The organism is Streptomyces sp. NBC_00390 (assembly GCF_036057275.1).
GTDB lineage: Bacteria > Actinomycetota > Actinomycetes > Streptomycetales > Streptomycetaceae > Streptomyces.
In genome coordinates this window covers 202553-219256 of the sequence record NZ_CP107945.1, presented here as the reverse complement: position 1 = coordinate 219256, position 16704 = coordinate 202553, and the positions used below count along the sequence as shown (strand labels likewise).

Genomic DNA, 16704 nt, shown 5'->3' with positions numbered 1-16704 from the left:
GGTCCGGTCATGAAGCTGTTCGACGACCCGCTGTTCCAGTTCCTGGCCGACCGGGCGCTGGAGCTGATCAACCGCGGTGGCGCCGAGTACGGCGAATGCGTGCATGTCGCCGAGCAGATCCCGGCCGGGGACCGCGACGCATGGCACCGCGCCTGGACGGCCACCGCGGCGCGCGTGGCCGCCGCGGCCGAGGCGAGCGCCGCCCACGGTCACCGGGTGAGCGCCGTCGACGGATTCTGGCGGGCCACGACGTACTACCGTGTCTCCTACCTGCCGTTGTTCGGCTCACCTGTCGATCCGCGGCTCGTCGAGTCGTTCAGGCGGGAGAGCGAGTGCTTCCGCCGTATGGCCGCCCTGGCGGACCGTCCCGTGGAACTGGTCGAGATCCCCTTCGAGGGCACGACACTGCCGGGCTGCCTCTGCCTGCCTGACGGCGACAGAACCGTTGCCCGGCCCACCCTGCTCGCCGTCAACGGCTACGACTCCAACATCCACGAGATGTACTGGTCCCACGCCGTCCCGGCGGTGCGGCGCGGATACGCGTGTCTGCTGGTCGACGGCCCGGGCCAGGGCCGCACCCTGATCGAGCAGGGCATGCCGATCCGCCCGGACTGGGAGGACGTGCTGCGCCCCGTCATGGACTATGCGGCGGGCCGGCCGGAGATCGACGCCTCGCGCGTCGCCGCCATGGGGTGGAGCTTCGGTGGCTTCCTCGCGCCGCGGGGGGCGTCCGGGGAGCACCGGATCGCCGCACTGGTCGCCGATCCGGGCCTGATGGACCTTGTCGAAGGCTTGCAACTGCCGAAGGAGGTGCGGGACCGGGTCCCCGACGTCGACCCCGGGGAAATGGGCGAACTCCTGGCACCGGTGGTGGAGAATCCCGTCGCCCGCTGGGCCCTGGTCCAGCGCGCCCTGTGGGTGCACGGTCTGGACACCCTGGGGGAGTACGTCATCGAGACGGACCGCTACCGCCTGTCCCGTGTCGCCGAGCAGATCACGTGTCCCACCCTCGTCTGCGGGAACGACGACGACCCCCTCGCGGCCCAGGCCCAACTCCTCTTCGAGAAGCTGACCTGTCCGAAGGACCTCGCGTATTTCCGGAAGGCCGAGTACGGGAAGCTCGGCCACACGCAGGCGTGGAACCGCTCGATGTTCGATCAGAGGGTCTTCGACTGGCTCGACGACACTCTCGGCGTCACCCCCGCGGCAACGTGAACACCGCTCCCGGCGGCGACGCATCGCGCGACGGCAGCTACGGCGAGGCGGTCTTCCGCCCGGAACAGGCGGGCGAGGGCGATCGCATCGACTTCGGCGCCCTGGCGTACGACGACACCACCATGGCGCGGCTGCGGGCCCTGGGCGCGGGCCCGGGGTGGCACTGCCTCGACGTGGGCGCAGGCACGGGAACGGTGTCCCGCCGACTGCTGGACGAAGCCGGGGTGGCGAGCGTGCTCGCGGTCGACCGCGACGTACGCTTCCTCACCGGCCGGCCCGCACCCGGACTCAGCGTGCTGGAGGCGGACATCACCGCGCCGGACTTCGACCCCGGCCGGTTCCGCCTCGTCCACGCGCGGTTCGTCCTCATGCACCTGCCCGACCGGGAGCGCATGATCGGCGCACTGGCCGAACTCGTCGCGCCGGGCGGTGTACTGGTCCTCAGCGACGCGATCGACCTGACCACCGCCGCGGCACCCGTCACCGCCTACACCCAGGTGATGCGGGCGATGTGGCGAGGACTGCGGGACACCATCGGCACCGACATCTCTTGGGTGCCGCGCTACCCCGAACTGCTGCGGGCAGCGGGCCTGGCCTCCGTAGCGGCCGAGATCCATGTGCCGCCCCTGCTGCCGGGCAGTCCCATCAGCCGCTTCTGGGCCGATACATGGGAGCGCGCCCGGGACGCGATCACGGCCACGGGCCTCGCCGACGGGCCGACGGTCGACGCGGCGATCCGCTACCTGGACCGGCCCGAATGCGCCGCCCTCTCACCGGGCATGCTCACCGCCTGGGGACGGAAACCGGAGGAAACCCCTGATGACCACGGTCCCTGACCCCTCGGAACTTGAACGCGTCTGGGAGCTCCACACCAGCGGTGAGTTCGCCTCGCTCGATGTCGACACGACCATGGCCACGATGACGGACACGCCCGTGGTGCTCCATGTGCCCACCGCCATGGGCGCCCGTGGCCGGGAACCCGTACGCGACTTCTACCGGCGCTGGTTCATCGGTCACAACCCGCAGGACTTCGCGATCACGACGCTGACCCGCACGACGGGCCACGACCGCATCGTGGACGAAATGCTGGTCTCGTTCACCCACGACATCGAGGTCCCCTGGATCCTTCCCGGCATCGCCCCGACCGGGCGGCCCGTCAGCGTCGCAGTCGTCGCGGTCGTCTCCTTCGACGGCGCCCTGATCTCGAGCGAACACATCTACCGGGATCAGGCTTCGGTCCTCGGCCAGACCGGACTCGTCGGACCCGGCGTACTGGCAGGGCTTCCAGTCGTCGTCGGCCAGCGCGCCATCCCCTGGCCGACGGGCCCCTCAACCAGCTGATGGAGGCCGGTGGCGGAGCCGGTGCCGAAGCCTCGTAGCATTCCCGCATGACAAGCGCTGTGTTCACTCCGTGGTGGCGACACCGGCGACCCGCGCCGACCGGTCCCGTCGACCGCACCGGGTCCGTGAGCGACACCCCGATCCTGGACTGGCGTCACGAGCGGGTGCAGCACCTCCTCGCAGCCGCACGCGCCGCCGCCTCCGAGCCCGGAGAGCTTGCGCTGCTGCGGGCCGGGCACCGGCTCATCAGCGAGCAGGTCCGGCCGGTCTATGCACTGAACGACACACAGTCCGTCTCGCGGACGCTGGCACGTGGCGTCGGCTCGTGCAGCCAGCGCCTCGCCGTGCTCGAAGCGGTCGCCCGCGCGGCCGGGACACCCACCCGGGTGCGCGGCCTGCTGGTGGACGGCTCGTTCTGGTACCCCCGCTTCCCGCGGCTGCGTCCCTTGGTTCCCGATGCCGTCGTTCTTGCCTGGCCGGAATTCCGCATCAAGGGCACCTGGCTGAACGTCTCCGAGCTGTACGCGCCGCTCGACGCGCTCAGTGAGGCCAATCCGAGCGGTTTCACCAACACCGGCTCGCAGACGCTCTTCGAGGCGCTGTCCTCCACCGCGGTGGACTGGGACGGCTCCACCTGCGGCGCGGACAGCTGTTCGTCCCTCGACCTGTCCGCGCAGGTACGCGAGGACCTCGGCCGTTTCTCCTCGCGGGACGACCTCTTCGCCACGTACGGCCAGACCCTGTGCCCGCCGGCAAGGATCATCGGCGGTGCTGTGCTGGGCCGTCGAGCGGCAGCCTGAGTGGACGGGGAGGACGGTATGACGGCACCAGCGGGGACCGGCGGCGGGCGGCTGCTGTACGGATGCATGGGGCTGGGTGGCAGCTGGGACACCGAACCCTACGGCGCAACGGACATCGCGGCCGCCGAGGCCGCGGTGGAGGCGGCGCTGGACAGTGGGGTCACCACGTTCGACCATGCCGACATCTACCGGCACGGGAAGGCCGAAGCGGTCTTCGGCGAGGTGCTCGACCGCACGCCAGGACTGCGTGAGCGCATCGTCGTACAGACCAAGTGCGGTATCCGCCTGGCGGACGCCGAGCGGCCCGGCATCTACGACCTGCGCGCAGCGAGCATCGTCCGGCGGGTCGAGGAGAGCCTGGCCCGCCTGCGGACGGATGTCATCGATGTGCTGCTGCTGCACCGGCCCGACCCGTTGGCGGACCCGGACGACATCGCGGAGGCGCTGACCTCGCTGCACCGGCAGGGCCTGGTCCGGCAGTTCGGTGTGTCCAACATGGGTGCCGCACAAGTGGCACCCCTGCAGGTGCGGCTCGATGTCCCGCTCGTCGCAAACCAGTTGGAGATGAGTCTGCTGCGACGGGACTGGCTCGAAGCGGGTGTCCTTGTGAACACCCCGGGAGCCGCGGCCGTAGGTTTCCCGTTCGGAACGCTCGAGTTCTGCCGGGAGAACGGGATCGTCCTCCAGGCGTGGGGGTCTCTCGCCCAGGGCCGCTTCACCGGCCGGCAGGAGACGCCGGCCGAGCACGCGACGGCACAGCTCATCAGGTCACTGGCGGACAAGAAGGGCACGACGCCCGAGACGATCCTGCTGTGGTGGCTGCAGCGGCATCCGGCGCGGATCGCGCCGGTGATCGGCAGCGCGCGCCCCGAGCGTATCCGGGCCTGCCGCGACGCCGCGCTGCGGGAGGTGGACCTCACCCACGAGGAGTGGTATGCCCTGTGGCTCACGGCTCGCGGCGCGCCGCTGCCCTGAGCGGCTCAGCGCTGTCCCGGGCGGTGCCGTCGAGTGACCGGGCCGACAACTGGCGGTTGTGGATCCTGCTCAGCACGACGAGAGCCGTCACGGCACCGAGCAGCGCGCAGAACATGCTCGCGGCCATGGCGCCGGCGGACTGCCCCGATGAGCTCCGCCGGCCGGCCTCACACACGGCCGCCGCCGGCCTGACGGCCGGCACCGCGTACTTCGCGGGTGGCTCAGTAGGCGGAGTCGACGTTGTCGATCGAGCCGTACCGGTCGGCGGCGTAGTTGGCGGCCGCGGTGATGTTGGCGACCGGGTCGGTCAGCTCGTGCGGGGTGCCCGGGACGTGGTAGGCGTCGAAGGTCGGCTGGATGACCTGGAGCAGACCCTTGGAAGGCGTGCCGTTCTGCGCGTTGACGTCCCAGTTGTTCTGGGCCAGCGGGTTACCGCTGGACTCGCGCATGATGTTGCGGTGCAGGCCCTCGTAGCTGCCGGGGATGTCGTGCTTCTTCATGATGTCCAGCGCCTCCCGGATCCAGCCGTCGAGGTTGTTCGGGTAGGCCTTCTTCGCCTTCTTGGCCGTGACCGCCGCAGCGTCCGCCGCGGTGCTCGCCGGTGCCTTCGGTGCCGCGTGGGCGGAGGGGGCCAGCGTGAGAGCTGCGGCCGAAGCGCAGACGGTGGCGATACCGGCGAACGAGAAGGTGCGGAGTCGGGCGATACGGCTGGTGCTGGTCTGCGTGCGAGCGGTCATGGGGATGCAACTCTCCAAGAAGGGGTGTCGGGGGGAGCCCGGCCGTGGGAGCGAAGCGGGGCTTCGTCCGGCGGGCCGGAGCGTGCGAGCGGAGGTCCGCCCTGTCCGGCGAGTGGCTCCCCGGAACGACAGCCATGGTTAGCGGCGCCCTCGGGACCACGCAAAGGCCCGATGTACTACCCGACTACAGAGGAATGTCCGAAATGATCTCGTGCGGTGCCTTTATGCGGGGAAGTGAGGGTCGTTCCGCTACTACCGCCGTTAGGAAGTGATGTGGCTCCTATGCGTGGGATCACACGCCGCCGCCGTTCTGCGGCCGGCGAATGACTCACTGTCGCCGGCTCCTCACCCGAGGACCGAGGGGTGGCCCATGCCCCGCATGCGGGACCGGCACTCCCTCCGAACAGTGGTGACGGCGATTGCCGCCTCCGTGTGTCGCAACGGCAGTCGGCCGCGGTCGTGCCGTCGCCGCCGGCCCCGGGCGCACGCCGGGCCCGGCACTCCTGCCCGTAGATCCGTACCTCATGGGGAAGCGTGTCCGATTGGCGGTGACCATGCCGTTGAGCGGCTTCATTTCCGGATAACTGCCCATGTGAGCGCTTACCTGCTGCACCATATGAGCCATCCGCGATGCGCATACGCGGACCTGGGGGGAATGCGGCGATGGAAGCGCTGAAGCCGCTGGGCGCGGGCGATCCGCGCGAAGTAGGACCGTACCGGCTGGTGGCACGGCTGGGGGCGGGCGGAATGGGGCGGGTGTATCTCGGCCGTTCGCGGGGCGGACGAGCGGTCGCCGTGAAGGTGGTGCGGCCCGAACTCGCCGAGGACCACGAGTTCCGGCAGCGTTTCGCGCGCGAGGTGACGGCAGCCCGGAGGGTGAACGGGGTGTTCACCGCCGGGGTCGTCGACGCAGACCCGGACGCCGACCCGCCGTGGCTGGCCACGGCCTATGTGCCGGGTATGTCGCTCGATGTGGCGGTGGCACGGTCCGGCGCCTGGCCCGAGGGGCCCGTGACGTCGCTGGCCGCGGGACTGGCGGAGGCGCTGGAGGCGATCCACGCAGCCGGCCTGGTCCACCGTGACCTGAAGCCCTCCAACGTACTGCTGGCCTCGGACGGTCCGCGGGTGATCGACTTCGGGATCTCCGTCGCGAGCGAGGTCAGTGCCATCACGCGCACCGGGGCTGTGATCGGCACCCCGGGCTTCATGTCGCCCGAACAGCTGACGGGTGGCCGAGTAGGCCCGGCGAGTGATGTGTTCGCGCTGGGTGCGGTGCTGGCGTTCACGGCGTCGGGGACGGGGCCCTTCGGTACGGGCTCGGCCCAGGGCCTGATGTTCCGGATCGTGTACTCCGAACCCGACCTGGCCGCTGTTCCGCCGGGGCTGCGGCCGCTGGTGGCGCGGTGCCTCGCGAAGGACCCGGCCGACCGCCCCGCGATCGGCGACGTGCTGTCGGAGATGACGGACGGGGCGGGCGCCGCGAAGACCACGCTGCTGTTCACCAGCGCCTCGTGGCTGCCGGACACCATCGCCGGGACGGTACGTGAGTACGCCCAGACCGTCGCGGACGCGGCGGGGGCCGGTGCCGGTGGCCGGGACGACCCCCGCTCGCAGCAGTCCGACGCGGTGACGCGCACCGCGCCGGGCGGCCGGACACCGTCGCCCCCGCCCGTACCGCCGTCGTCGCCCACCCCGCCCCCCGCGGTGCCGCCGACGCCGGTACCAGCGCCGCCGCCTGCACCAGTGCCTGCACCACATCCGACACCGACACCGGCACCGGGGCCGGCGCCCGGTCCGGCGGACACGCGACCCGCTGGTGCACCGAGTCCCACCCTCCACCCCGCGCGGCGGCGACTGGCCCTCGCGTCCGCCGCCGCAGTGGTGCTCATCGGCGTCTTCGCGTGGCAGGCGGAGGCCATCTTCGGGTCGGGGAACTCCTCGGGGAGCGGCGGCGGAGCGTCCTCCTCCTCCTCCTCTGCCGGCCCGTCCGAGACCTCCTCGTACGAGCCCTCCCCGACCGGGACCGTGACGTCTTCATATGTGCCGAGCACCGAACCGTCCGCGTCACCCGTGGTGGAGACCAGCAGTTTCACGCCCGAACCGTCTCCCACGCCCGTCAGCGGTGTCGACGAGATCACCGGGAGCTGGATCGGCAGCTATGTCTGCAACCAGGGCATCACGGGCCTGTCGCTGACCATCGAGGACGAGGGCGACGGGGATGTCTCGGCGGTGTTCAGCTTCTTCCCTGACCCGCGCAATCCGCTCGTGCCCCGCGGCTCGTTCGCGATGAGCGGGACCTACTCCGACGGCGAGCTTCTGCTCAACGGCGCGTACTGGATCGAACAGCCCCCGGACTGGATGATGGTCAACCTGGCCGCGCGGTACGACTCCGCCACCCCCGGCCACCTGGACGGCGCTGTGCTCGGCCTCAACTGCAGCGGTTTCTCCGTGGCCCGTTCCTGAGGGCCCGCTCAATCCTCTTCACAACCTCATTGCCTTCCTCATGCAGCGAACGATGATGGCCGGGAACCGTCATCTCCCTCACGGGCAGCCGGGACCGGCCTGCCCGATCGGCGAGCCCGTCTGCGACATCGCCGGGCCGTTAGGTGACATCGGCCCCAAGCCTCCTGGGCGGTAGGGCAGTTGCCGAGGCGGCAAAGGCTCGTACAGGCACGGAGATCCCTCTCCAGGGGGAGTGCAACGAGGGTCCTCGGCATCTTGGTCATCTGCGAATTCCGTGCGCTGGGCCATGACCGTGGGCCAGTGGTGGCACCGCTCGGCGCGTGCCATGTCCCGTACACACCGGGCCGTTCTGACAACTCCGCTGGGAGGCAGTGGCGCTGAGGGGTTGTCAGTGCAATGTCACATTACTATGTTACGGGTCACATCACATCGGCCGGGGCGGGCAGGGCAACCTTCGTGCGCCCGGCCCGACCGCTTGCGATGACCGCACCGCTGTTGCACCCACCTCCCACCTCCCTTCTCAGGAGCCCTCGGTGTCCCAGCCCAGATCCGTGCGCACGTCCCTGCTCGCCGGGGCCGTCGCCGTCGCTCTCCTTGCGCTCGGGCAGACCGCTCGAGCGTCCGGCCCGCAAGGGACGGATCCCGCCGCCCCCGCCCCCGTCACCTTCGCCGCCCCCGGCGGCGACAACCCGTTCGACAAGGTCGAGCGCCTCGCCCGTGCCCCGAAGCCCAGCGCCCAGCCGGCCCCTGCACCAGGGGAGTTGGCCCAGGGCCGCATCCCGGGCCGTCAAAGCCTCGCGAAGGGGAGTACGTCCCCCGGCACGCAGTCCGCTGCCGCCGGAGTCCCGTGCAGCCTCGACGGCATCACCCGCCTCGCGCCTGCCCAGCTCGCCGATTTCCTCGCCGACCCGGCCGTCACCGCCGACGGCTGCCTCAGCGGCCTCATATGGTCCTGGGACGCGCGGCTCGCGCCCGTCATGTCCGATACCCATGTCCAGGCCGTCGGCCGCCGGATATCCTCACTGGCCGCCCACCACGACGGCCGCAACGGCACCCACCTGCTGGAGATGTTCACCTATCTCCACGCCGTCGCGTACCACGACTTCTCGCGCCCAGAGATCGACATCACCGACGCCCCGACCACCGAAGTGCTGCGGCGGGCCGTCAACGACTTCGGCACCGCCTCCCGCACCTTCCAGGTCACGCGGACCAACGCCGAGACCCTGCGTGAGGCCCTCTACACAGGCAGCGCCCCCGGCCTGCGGCACAGTCAGCTGGGGTTGATCAGAAAAGTCCTGGCCACGATGGACCGCTATCACGCGGGCCAGTACGACGACGCCTCCTGGGGCGGTGCTGCGCTCGCCGCGCTCTCCGTGAACTACCTCGGCATCTACCCGGGGAACCGGGACACGGCCTTCCACAACGTGGTCGCCCAGAACGCCTCGTACCGCGCCTCCTTCAGGGCCTTCGCCGGCTACACCCACCTGAAGGGCACTCCCAACGAGTGGGTCGCGCGCGACGCGCTCGGCGAGTACGGCCGCTTCGGCCAGGTCGAGGCGCTCAAGAACCGGATCGTGCCCGACCTCGGGGCCCTGCTGCCCGTCGCGCGCACCAACTTCGGTAACGGCAGCCGCCCCTGGGCCGCGCTTGTGTCGTGGCTGGGCTACTACGAGGCATGCAAGCCCTACGCGGTGTGCAAGGAGGACATCGAGCGCGAGATCTTCCCGTACACGTACACCTACGACAACGGGGCGATGAAGGTCCGCACCGGGCTCGACCGCGCGACCGTTGACCAGCTCTACTACGCGAGCAAGCAGGTCAGGGCGCAGTTCCACCGGGTTCTGGGCGCCGAGGAGCCACTGGCCGGTGACACCAACTCCTCGCTGAACATCGTGCTGTACGGATCGCGCGCCGACTACGAGGTCTACCACCCGATCCTGACCGGGATGGACACCGAGAACGGCGGCATCTACATCGAGCGCGGCGCCACCTTCTACACCTATCAGCGCAGGGTCCCGCAGGACTCCTCGCTCACGCTCGAGGAACTCTTCCGCCACGAGTACGTCCACTACCTCAACGGCCGCTGGGCCGTGCCCGGCTACTTCGGCGAAGGGCCCTGGTACAGCGGTGACCGGACGACCGCGATGGATGAGGGGACGGCCGAGTTCTTCGACGGCGCCACCCGTGACGACGGCATCGCGGTGCGCAAGTCCCTGGTCCGCAGCATCATCGGCGACACGGCCGGAGGCAAGCCCCGGATGAGCGTGAACCAGTTGCTGCACGCCACCTACGCCGGGGACGGCTTCCGCTTCTACAGCTATGCCGGCACCTTCTTCGAGTACCTGTGGACCGAGCGTCCCGCGCTGCTGCGCGAGATGTACGGGTATCTGAGGGCGGACGACCCCGCGGGCTTCGACGCCTGGCGCAGCCGCCTCGGGGGCGACCCGGCACTGCAGCGCGCATACGACGACTTCCTCGACGCCCAGATCGCCAAGGTCGACGAGCTGTACGTGCCCCATACGACGTTCACGCCCAACGAGAAGCTCAGGGACGCCACTTCGGAGTCCGTGCGCACGGCCTTCGCCGCCGCCACGTACGCCGATCCCGTCTGCACGGACAGCGGCGACCCCGGCAGGCGGCGCTTCACCTGCACCGGACGGATCACCGCGAACCTCTCCGACGCAGGCAGCGCCGACCGGGTCTTCAAGGACATGTCCGAGACGGTCGACCACTTCCTCCTCGAACGCGCCGGTGCGGCATCCAACAACCTCGCCGACATGAACTGCTCCTTCGGGCCGGTCGAGATCTGGAGCAACGGACAAGCCGGCAGCGCGACTTACCGCTGCGAGGGGCCGCTGCGCACCTGAAGCGTCATCAAGCGCGCCGCCTTCCCCCAGTCGATGGAATGTGACATATTACTGACGTGCCCACCAGACACACCCTGGACGCCGTCATCATCGGCGCCGGCGTCGTCGGAGCGGCGTGTGCGTACTACGCGAGCCGCGCCGGACTGGATGTCGCAGTGATCGACCGTGGCTCAGCCGCGGGCGGCACCACCGGCGCCGGGGAAGGCAATCTCCTCGTCTCCGACAAGGAGGCGGGACCGGAGCTCGAACTCGCGCTGCTGTCCACCCGATTGTGGCGCGAACTCGCCGAGACGCTCCCACCGGAGACCGAGTACGAGCCCAAGGGCGGTCTCGTCGTCGCGTACGACGAGACCGCCCGCACCGCTCTGGGCGACTTCGCCGCGGCGCAGCGCACGGCAGGGGTCGAGGCGCACGAGATCACCGCGGACCGCCTGCACGACCTCGAACCCCATCTCGCGCCCGGCCTCGCCGGCGGATTCCACTACCCGCAGGACGCTCAGGTCCAGCCTGCGCGCGCGGCCGCCCACCTGCTGTGCGCGGCAAGGGAATCCGGTGCTGCCGTCGTGCTCGGTGAGGAAGTCACCGGTATCCTCACCGCACCGGGCGGCCGGATCAGGGGGGTTCGCACCCCGGGCCGCGAGCTGATGACACCCGCCGTCGTCAATGCCGCGGGCACCTGGGGCGGCGACCTCGCCCGTCTCGCGGGTACCCGCCTGCCCGTCCTCCCGCGCCGCGGCTTCGTCCTGGTCACCGAACCGCTGCCGCGCGTTGTCCGCCACAAGGTGTACGCCGCCGACTACATCGCGGATGTCGCCAGCGGTTCCGCCGCACTTCAGTCCTCGGCGGTCGTCGAAGGCACCCCCGCCGGACCCGTCCTGATCGGTGCGACGCGTGAGCGCGTCGGCTTCGACCGGAGTCTGTCGTCCACTGCGCTGCACCGGCTCGCCGGCCAGGCCCGCGCCCTGTTCCCCGCCCTGGCGGATGTGCGGGTGATACGTGCCTACCACGGCTTCCGGCCCTACCTCCCCGACCACCTGCCGGCCATCGGCCCCGACCCCCGCGTACCTGGCCTGTTCCACGCCTGCGGCCACGAGGGTGCCGGCATCGGCCTCGCCCCGGCGACCGGCCTTCTGATCGCCGCCGCGCTGCGCGGTGAGCAACCGGCCCTGGACCTTGGGCCGTTCAGACCCGAGCGCTTCGATACCGCAGGAGCGGCACAGTGAGCAGAAGAACACCGGCTTTCCTGGTGCGGTCCGAGCCCGGGCCGCCGTACGAGATCACCTTCGACGGCAGGCCCGTTGCCGCGCTGCCCGGCCAGACCATCGCCGGTGCCCTGTGGTCCGCGGGCATTCTCGCCTGGCGCACCACCCGCGACGGCGGCGCACCGCGGGGCGCCTTCTGCGGCATCGGCGTGTGCTTCGACTGCCTGGCCACCGTCAACGGCCGTCCCAACCAGCGCGCTTGCCTCCTTCCGGCCCGCCCGGGCGACGCGGTCACCACACAGGAGGGCGCCGGCCATGAAGACCTCGCCGTCTGAACCGGCCGACGTGGCCGTCGTCGGGGCCGGCCCGGCCGGGCTGGCAGCCGCCGTCATGGCGGCGGACCTCGGGCTTCGGGTGACGCTGCTCGATGCGGGGGAGCGGCCGGGCGGCCAGTTCTACCGGCATCCGACTCCAGGGTTGCGCGCCCGGCGGCCCGAGGCCCTGCACCACGCCTGGCGGGCGTTCGCCGGCCGTGAGCGCAGGCTGCATGCGCAGGAGGCGGCAGGGCGCGTCCGCTACCTGCCCGCGCACCACGTCTGGACCGTCCTCCCACAGGGCGGACCGGGTGACGGCGGGCACTCCTGGCAACTGCACGCCGTCGCCGGGACGGACGAGCTCGCGACCACCGTCCGGGCCCGCGCGCTGCTGCTGGCGACGGGGGCGTACGAGCGTCAACTGCCTTTCCCAGGCTGGACGCTGCCCGGAGTCGTGGGCGCCGGGGGCGCGCAGGCGATGCTCAAGTCCTCTCTCGTCCTGCCCGGCAGGAGGGTCGTTGTCGCGGGCAGCGGCCCCCTGCTGCTCGCCGTCGCCGCCTCACTCTCGTCCGCCGGTGCGAAGGTTCCCGCCGTCCTGGAGGCCGCCGCCTACCCGGCGTACGCCCGCCGGCCCGGGGTACTCCTGCGCAACGCCGGGAAGCTCGCCGAGGGCGCGATGCACGGCGGTGCGCTGTTGCGACACGGCGTACGACTGCTCACCCGGCACGCGGTCACTGCCGTCCACGGCACCGCACGCGTCGAGGCGGTGACCGTCGCGCGGCTCGACAGAACCTGGCGGCCGCTGCACGGAACCGGCCGTACGATCCCCTGCGACGCGCTTGCCGTCGGTCACGGGCTGGTGCCTCAGCTGGAGCTTGCGACCGGACTCGGCTGTGCCACCCGTCCCCGTACGGACGGAACCATCGCACTGCACCTCGATGACGAACAGCGAACGTCCGTGGCCGGTGTCTGGTCGGCGGGGGAGACCAGTGGGATCGGTGGAGCCGAACTGGCAATTGTCGAGGGAGAGTTGGCGGCGCACTCGATCGCGTCCGCTCTGCACGGCCTCCCACGTCCCAGCACCTCCGCCGCCCTCGTGGGCCGCCGTGACCGGCTGCGGGCGTTCGCCGACGTGATGGGCGCAGCCCATCGCCCGGGTCCGGGCTGGACCCAGTGGCTCGACGACACCACGGACGTCTGCCGTTGCGAGGAGGTGGCGGCCGGGCGGATCAGAGAGGCCGTCGAGGAGCTGGGGGCGCTCGACACGCGTGCCGTCAAGCTGCTGACCCGTGCCGGAATGGGCTGGTGCCAGGGCAGGATGTGCGGACCCGCCGTGGCCGCTCTCACCGGCGAGGAAGCGACCGAGGACAGGCGACCCCTGTCCTGCCCGGTGCCGCTGAGTCATCTCGCCGACCTCGCTGATGCCGACAACCTCGCAGATCCCGCCGACCAACCGAACTGAAGCCCCGGTCACTGACGTTCCCTCAGGAGGCCGGCCTGCGAGGGCGTACGACCCTTGCCGCCGCATCGCGCCGCTCAGTAAAATGTCACACCTCACGGTAGGAGTCCCATGGCACTCGCACCTCGAACCCGTCCCTGGCACGGCATCATGGTCGCCACCGCCCTGCCCCTGCGTGACGACCTCTCCGTCGATCACGACGCCTACGCCGAGCATGTCGCCTGGCTCATCGCCAACGGCTGCGACGGCGTCGTCCCCAACGGCTCCCTCGGCGAGTACCAGACCCTCACGGACGAGGAACGGGCCGAGGTCGTGCGCACCGCGGTCGAGGCCGCCGGCGACGGGGCCCGGGTGATGCCCGGCGTGTCCGCCTACGGCAGTGCCCAGGCCCGCCGCTTCGCCGACCAGGCCGCCGAGGCCGGCGCCGGTTCCGTACTGCTGCTGCCGCCCAACGCCTACCGTGCGGACGAACGGGCGGTCCTCGCCCACTATGCCGAGGTCGCCCGGTGCGGTCTGCCCGTCGTCGCGTACAACAACCCCCACGACACCAGGGTCGACCTGACCCCCGCCCTGCTTGCCCGCCTTCATCACGAGGGCAGCATCGTGGCCGTCAAGGAGTTCAGCGGCGATGTCCGCCGTGCCTACGAGCTCGCCGAACTCGCCCCCTCCCTCGACCTGCTGGCCGGCGCCGACGACGTCCTGCTGGAGCTGGCCGCGGCCGGTGCGGTCGGCTGGATCGCGGGCTACCCCAACGCTCTGCCCGCCACCTGTGCCACCCTCTACCACGCCGCCGTCACCAGGGACCTGCAGACCGCACTGCCGCTGTACTCGTCCCTCCACCCTCTGCTGCGCTGGGACACCCGGACCGAGTTCGTCCAGGCGATCAAGCTCTCCATGGACCTGGCCGGCCGCAGCGGCGGCCCCTGCCGCCCCCCGCGTCTGCCGCTGGAAGCCGAACAGGAAGCCGCCGTACGCGCCGCCACAGAAAAGGCGCTCGCCGCGGGCCACATGTAGCAGCGCACGCCGGGTTCCACAGTCACACGTCAGCAGAAAGGAGAAGAACACCCCCATGCGCACCCGCCACGTCTACCACGCCGTCGACTCGCACACCGAAGGCATGCCCACCCGGGTCATCACCGGCGGTGTCGGTGTGATCCCCGGCGCCACGATGGCTGAACGCCGTCTGCACTTCATCGAACACCTCGACCACATCCGCACCTTGCTGATGTACGAACCGCGCGGCCACTCCGCCATGAGCGGCGCCGTCCTCCAGCCGCCCACCCGTCCCGACGCCGACTACGGAGTCCTGTTCATCGAAGTGTCCGGCCTGCTCCCGATGTGCGGCCACGGCACCATCGGGGTCGCCACCGTCCTGGTCGAGACCGGCATGGTGCCCGTCACCGAACCGGTCACCACCGTCCGGCTCGACACCCCCGCCGGACTGGTGAGCGTGGAAGTGCGGGTCGAGGACGGGGAGGCGCAGTCCGTGACGCTCACCAACGTGCCGTCGTTCTGCGTCGCACTGGACCGCAAGGCCGATGTCCCCGGACACGGCACGGTCACCTACGACCTCGCCTACGGCGGCAACTTCTACGCCTTCGTCTCCCTCGACGCCCTCGGCCTGCCCTTCGACCGCGCCCGCAAGGACGACCTGCTGGCCGCCGGCCTCGCGATCATGGACGCGATCAACGCGAAGGACCGTCCGGTGCACCCCGAGAACCCCGCCATCGGCGGGGTCAAGCACGTCTATCTCGCCGCCCCCGGCTCGGACGCCGTGCGTTCGCGCCACGCCATGGCGATCGATCCGGGCTGGTTCGACCGTTCTCCCTGCGGTACGGGCACGAGTGCCCGGATGGCCCAGCTGCACGCACGCGGTGAACTCCCGCTCGGCCGCGCCTTCGTCAACGAGTCGTTCATCGGCACCCACTTCACCGGCCGGCTTGTCGGCGAGACCACGGTCGGCCACCTGCCCGCGGTCGTCCCGACCGTCACCGGCCGCGCGTGGATCACCGGCACCGCCCAGTACTTCCTGGACCCGTCCGACCCGTTCCCCGGAGGTTTCCTTCTTTGACATCCCCGCCCTGAAGGGCGGGGATTCCTGGCTCACGTTGGCTGGGGACCGGCGGTCCGTCAGCTCTTGCACGATCAGCGCCAGCCGGGTCGAGACCAGCCCGGACCAGTATCACGCGGGCAGAGTTCTTGTCTCTCGGGGAGACGGCTCCGCACGCGGTGCAGGTGTAGGTACGTTCTGAGAGAGGTAGTGCGTGCTTGGTTCTCGCTCCGCACCGGGCGCAGTCCATGGTGGTGTGCGCCGGGTTGACCAGGTGGAGTTCACGGCCGTGCTTGCGGGCCATGTGGATCACGGCGTGCTTGGTGGCGGCGATCGCAGCGTCGGCGGCCTTTCTCGCCATGGTGGACCTGGCGAGGAACTTCGGCCGGAAGTCCTCGACGGCGAGGCGGTCATGGTCGCGGACCACGGACTTGGCCCACTTGCGGCCGGTGTCCTGACGCTGCCGGGCAATCTTCTTGTGCAGTTTCGCCGCCTGCCGCCTGGCTTTCCGACAGCCCTTCGAACCGGCCTGGCCGCGCTTGGGTTTCCGGCGGGACATCATCCGCTGGTACCGGGCCAGACGGGCTGCGGCGGTCTTCCCGTGCTGCGCGTGGGGAAGGTCGTGGGCGCCGCTGGTGGTGGTCGCGGTCTCCTTCACGCCCCAGTCGATGCCGATGTCCCGGCCGGTGGCGGGCAGCGCCTCGGTGTACCGGGGACGACGAACGAGGCGTACCAGAGTCCGATGCTGTCGCGGTAGACCCGTACCGAGGACGGGGACCCGGGCAGATCCCGCGACCACACCACCGTCAGGACGATCCCGCCGGCCAGGTGCAGGCGTCCGTCCTTGAGACGGAATCCGCGCCGGGTGTAGTTCAGGGTCGGGTCGCCGGTGTGCTTCTTCTTGTACTTCGGCATCCCGGCCCGCTGCCGTACGGGCAACCGCGCCTTGATGTCCTTGAGCGCCTTCGCCCGGGACTTGGCGAAGTCCCGGATGATCTGCTGCTGAGGAACGCAGGAGCCTTCACGCAGCCACGTGTTCGCGGCGCGGGCCTGGGTCAGCATCCTGTCCAACGCGGCCGGACCACACTTCCCGGCCTCGGCATGGGCCTTCTTCGACCGGGTCACGCACTCGTTCCAGATCCACCGGCACCTTGCCCACTCGGCAAGCAGCGCGGTACGGGCCGCGGACGACACGCGAAGCCTGTAGGTGTACCGGGCGTACCCGGCCCCTTCGGCCGCCGCTGTTGTCGTCATGACGATCAACCTATCCGCCACCACTGA

Annotated in this window: 14 protein-coding genes and 1 pseudogene; 12 read left to right on the top strand and 3 right to left on the bottom strand. The window is 70.6% G+C overall.

Going from position 1 to position 16704, the window contains the following annotated elements:
• Positions 1 to 9: 9 nt before the first annotated feature.
• Genes OHS70_RS00895 through OHS70_RS00875 form a run of 5 tightly spaced genes read left to right on the top strand, consistent with a single transcriptional unit; the run spans position 10 to position 4331 of the window.
• Complete coding sequence (locus OHS70_RS00895; RefSeq protein WP_328392571.1) at positions 10 to 1215, top strand: alpha/beta hydrolase family protein; 1206 nt, start codon at positions 10 to 12, stop codon at positions 1213 to 1215.
• Positions 1212 to 2051 (top strand): class I SAM-dependent methyltransferase, encoded by an 840-nt coding sequence (locus OHS70_RS00890; RefSeq protein WP_328392569.1) that lies wholly within the window; start codon positions 1212 to 1214, stop codon positions 2049 to 2051. The genes OHS70_RS00895 and OHS70_RS00890 overlap by 4 nt, the downstream gene beginning before the upstream one ends.
• A complete protein-coding gene (locus tag OHS70_RS00885) occupies positions 2035 to 2556 on the top strand; it encodes a nuclear transport factor 2 family protein (protein WP_328392567.1) in 522 nt (173 codons plus the stop codon). Before OHS70_RS00890 ends, OHS70_RS00885 begins: the two co-directional genes overlap by 17 nt.
• 47 nt (positions 2557 to 2603) lie before the next feature.
• Positions 2604 to 3356, top strand: a complete 753-nt coding sequence (locus OHS70_RS00880; RefSeq protein ID WP_328392565.1) for a transglutaminase domain-containing protein — start codon at positions 2604 to 2606, stop codon at positions 3354 to 3356.
• 18 nt (positions 3357 to 3374) lie between these two features.
• A complete protein-coding gene (locus tag OHS70_RS00875; protein ID WP_328392564.1) occupies positions 3375 to 4331 on the top strand; it encodes an aldo/keto reductase in 957 nt (318 codons plus the stop codon).
• Here the strand turns inward: OHS70_RS00875 and OHS70_RS00870 are convergent.
• The gene (locus OHS70_RS00870) at positions 4303 to 4458 is read right to left on the bottom strand and encodes a hypothetical protein (RefSeq protein WP_328392562.1); all 156 of its coding nucleotides are present in this window, start codon (positions 4456 to 4458) and stop codon (positions 4303 to 4305) included. The genes OHS70_RS00875 and OHS70_RS00870 overlap by 29 nt on opposite strands.
• 94 nt (positions 4459 to 4552) lie before the next feature.
• Positions 4553 to 5200 (bottom strand): transglycosylase SLT domain-containing protein, encoded by a 648-nt coding sequence (locus tag OHS70_RS00865; protein ID WP_443062717.1) that lies wholly within the window; start codon positions 5198 to 5200, stop codon positions 4553 to 4555.
• A 531-nt stretch (positions 5201 to 5731) separates the two neighbouring features.
• Between OHS70_RS00865 and OHS70_RS00860 the strand changes: the two genes are divergently transcribed.
• The 7 genes from OHS70_RS00860 to OHS70_RS00830 all read left to right on the top strand — a co-directional run bounded on the left by OHS70_RS00860 (position 5732) and on the right by OHS70_RS00830 (position 15444).
• Entirely contained in the window at positions 5732 to 7531 is a 1800-nt protein-coding gene (locus tag OHS70_RS00860; protein ID WP_328392558.1) for a serine/threonine-protein kinase, read from the top strand.
• Positions 7532 to 8064: 533 nt separating this feature from the next.
• Positions 8065 to 10398, top strand: coding sequence for a collagenase (locus OHS70_RS00855; RefSeq protein WP_328392556.1), 2334 nt, complete (start codon positions 8065 to 8067; stop codon positions 10396 to 10398).
• Positions 10399 to 10454: 56 nt separating this feature from the next.
• A complete protein-coding gene (locus OHS70_RS00850; RefSeq protein WP_328392554.1) occupies positions 10455 to 11621 on the top strand; it encodes an NAD(P)/FAD-dependent oxidoreductase in 1167 nt (388 codons plus the stop codon).
• Positions 11618 to 11935, top strand: a complete 318-nt coding sequence (locus OHS70_RS00845; RefSeq protein WP_328392552.1) for a (2Fe-2S)-binding protein — start codon at positions 11618 to 11620, stop codon at positions 11933 to 11935. The genes OHS70_RS00850 and OHS70_RS00845 overlap by 4 nt, the downstream gene beginning before the upstream one ends.
• On the top strand, positions 11916 to 13376 hold the full coding sequence (locus tag OHS70_RS00840; RefSeq protein WP_328392551.1) for an FAD/NAD(P)-dependent oxidoreductase: 1461 nt from the start codon (positions 11916 to 11918) through the stop codon (positions 13374 to 13376). The genes OHS70_RS00845 and OHS70_RS00840 overlap by 20 nt, the downstream gene beginning before the upstream one ends.
• Before the next feature lie 108 nt (positions 13377 to 13484).
• A complete protein-coding gene (locus tag OHS70_RS00835) occupies positions 13485 to 14387 on the top strand; it encodes a dihydrodipicolinate synthase family protein (protein ID WP_328392549.1) in 903 nt (300 codons plus the stop codon).
• 55 nt (positions 14388 to 14442) lie between these two features.
• On the top strand, positions 14443 to 15444 hold the full coding sequence (locus tag OHS70_RS00830; protein ID WP_328392547.1) for a proline racemase family protein: 1002 nt from the start codon (positions 14443 to 14445) through the stop codon (positions 15442 to 15444).
• Here the strand turns inward: OHS70_RS00830 and OHS70_RS00825 are convergent.
• Positions 15380 to 16677, bottom strand: a pseudogene (locus tag OHS70_RS00825) (RNA-guided endonuclease InsQ/TnpB family protein). The gene OHS70_RS00830 and the pseudogene OHS70_RS00825 overlap by 65 nt on opposite strands.
• Positions 16678 to 16704 lie beyond the last annotated feature (27 nt).

Excerpts from the sequence above, each read along its gene's own strand:
- OHS70_RS00895 (WP_328392571.1), top strand. The coding sequence starts at position 10 with ATGAAGCTGTTCGACGACCCGCTGTTCCAGTTCCTGGCCGACCGGGCG.
- OHS70_RS00870 (WP_328392562.1), bottom strand. The coding sequence starts at position 4,458 with ATGGCCGCGAGCATGTTCTGCGCGCTGCTCGGTGCCGTGACGGCTCTC.
- OHS70_RS00840 (WP_328392551.1), top strand. The coding sequence starts at position 11,916 with ATGAAGACCTCGCCGTCTGAACCGGCCGACGTGGCCGTCGTCGGGGCC.
- OHS70_RS00875 (WP_328392564.1), top strand. The coding sequence starts at position 3,375 with ATGACGGCACCAGCGGGGACCGGCGGCGGGCGGCTGCTGTACGGATGC.
- OHS70_RS00835 (WP_328392549.1), top strand. The coding sequence starts at position 13,485 with ATGGCACTCGCACCTCGAACCCGTCCCTGGCACGGCATCATGGTCGCC.
- OHS70_RS00880 (WP_328392565.1), top strand. The coding sequence starts at position 2,604 with ATGACAAGCGCTGTGTTCACTCCGTGGTGGCGACACCGGCGACCCGCG.
- OHS70_RS00830 (WP_328392547.1), top strand. The coding sequence starts at position 14,443 with ATGCGCACCCGCCACGTCTACCACGCCGTCGACTCGCACACCGAAGGC.
- OHS70_RS00860 (WP_328392558.1), top strand. The coding sequence starts at position 5,732 with ATGGAAGCGCTGAAGCCGCTGGGCGCGGGCGATCCGCGCGAAGTAGGA.
- OHS70_RS00885 (WP_328392567.1), top strand. The coding sequence starts at position 2,035 with ATGACCACGGTCCCTGACCCCTCGGAACTTGAACGCGTCTGGGAGCTC.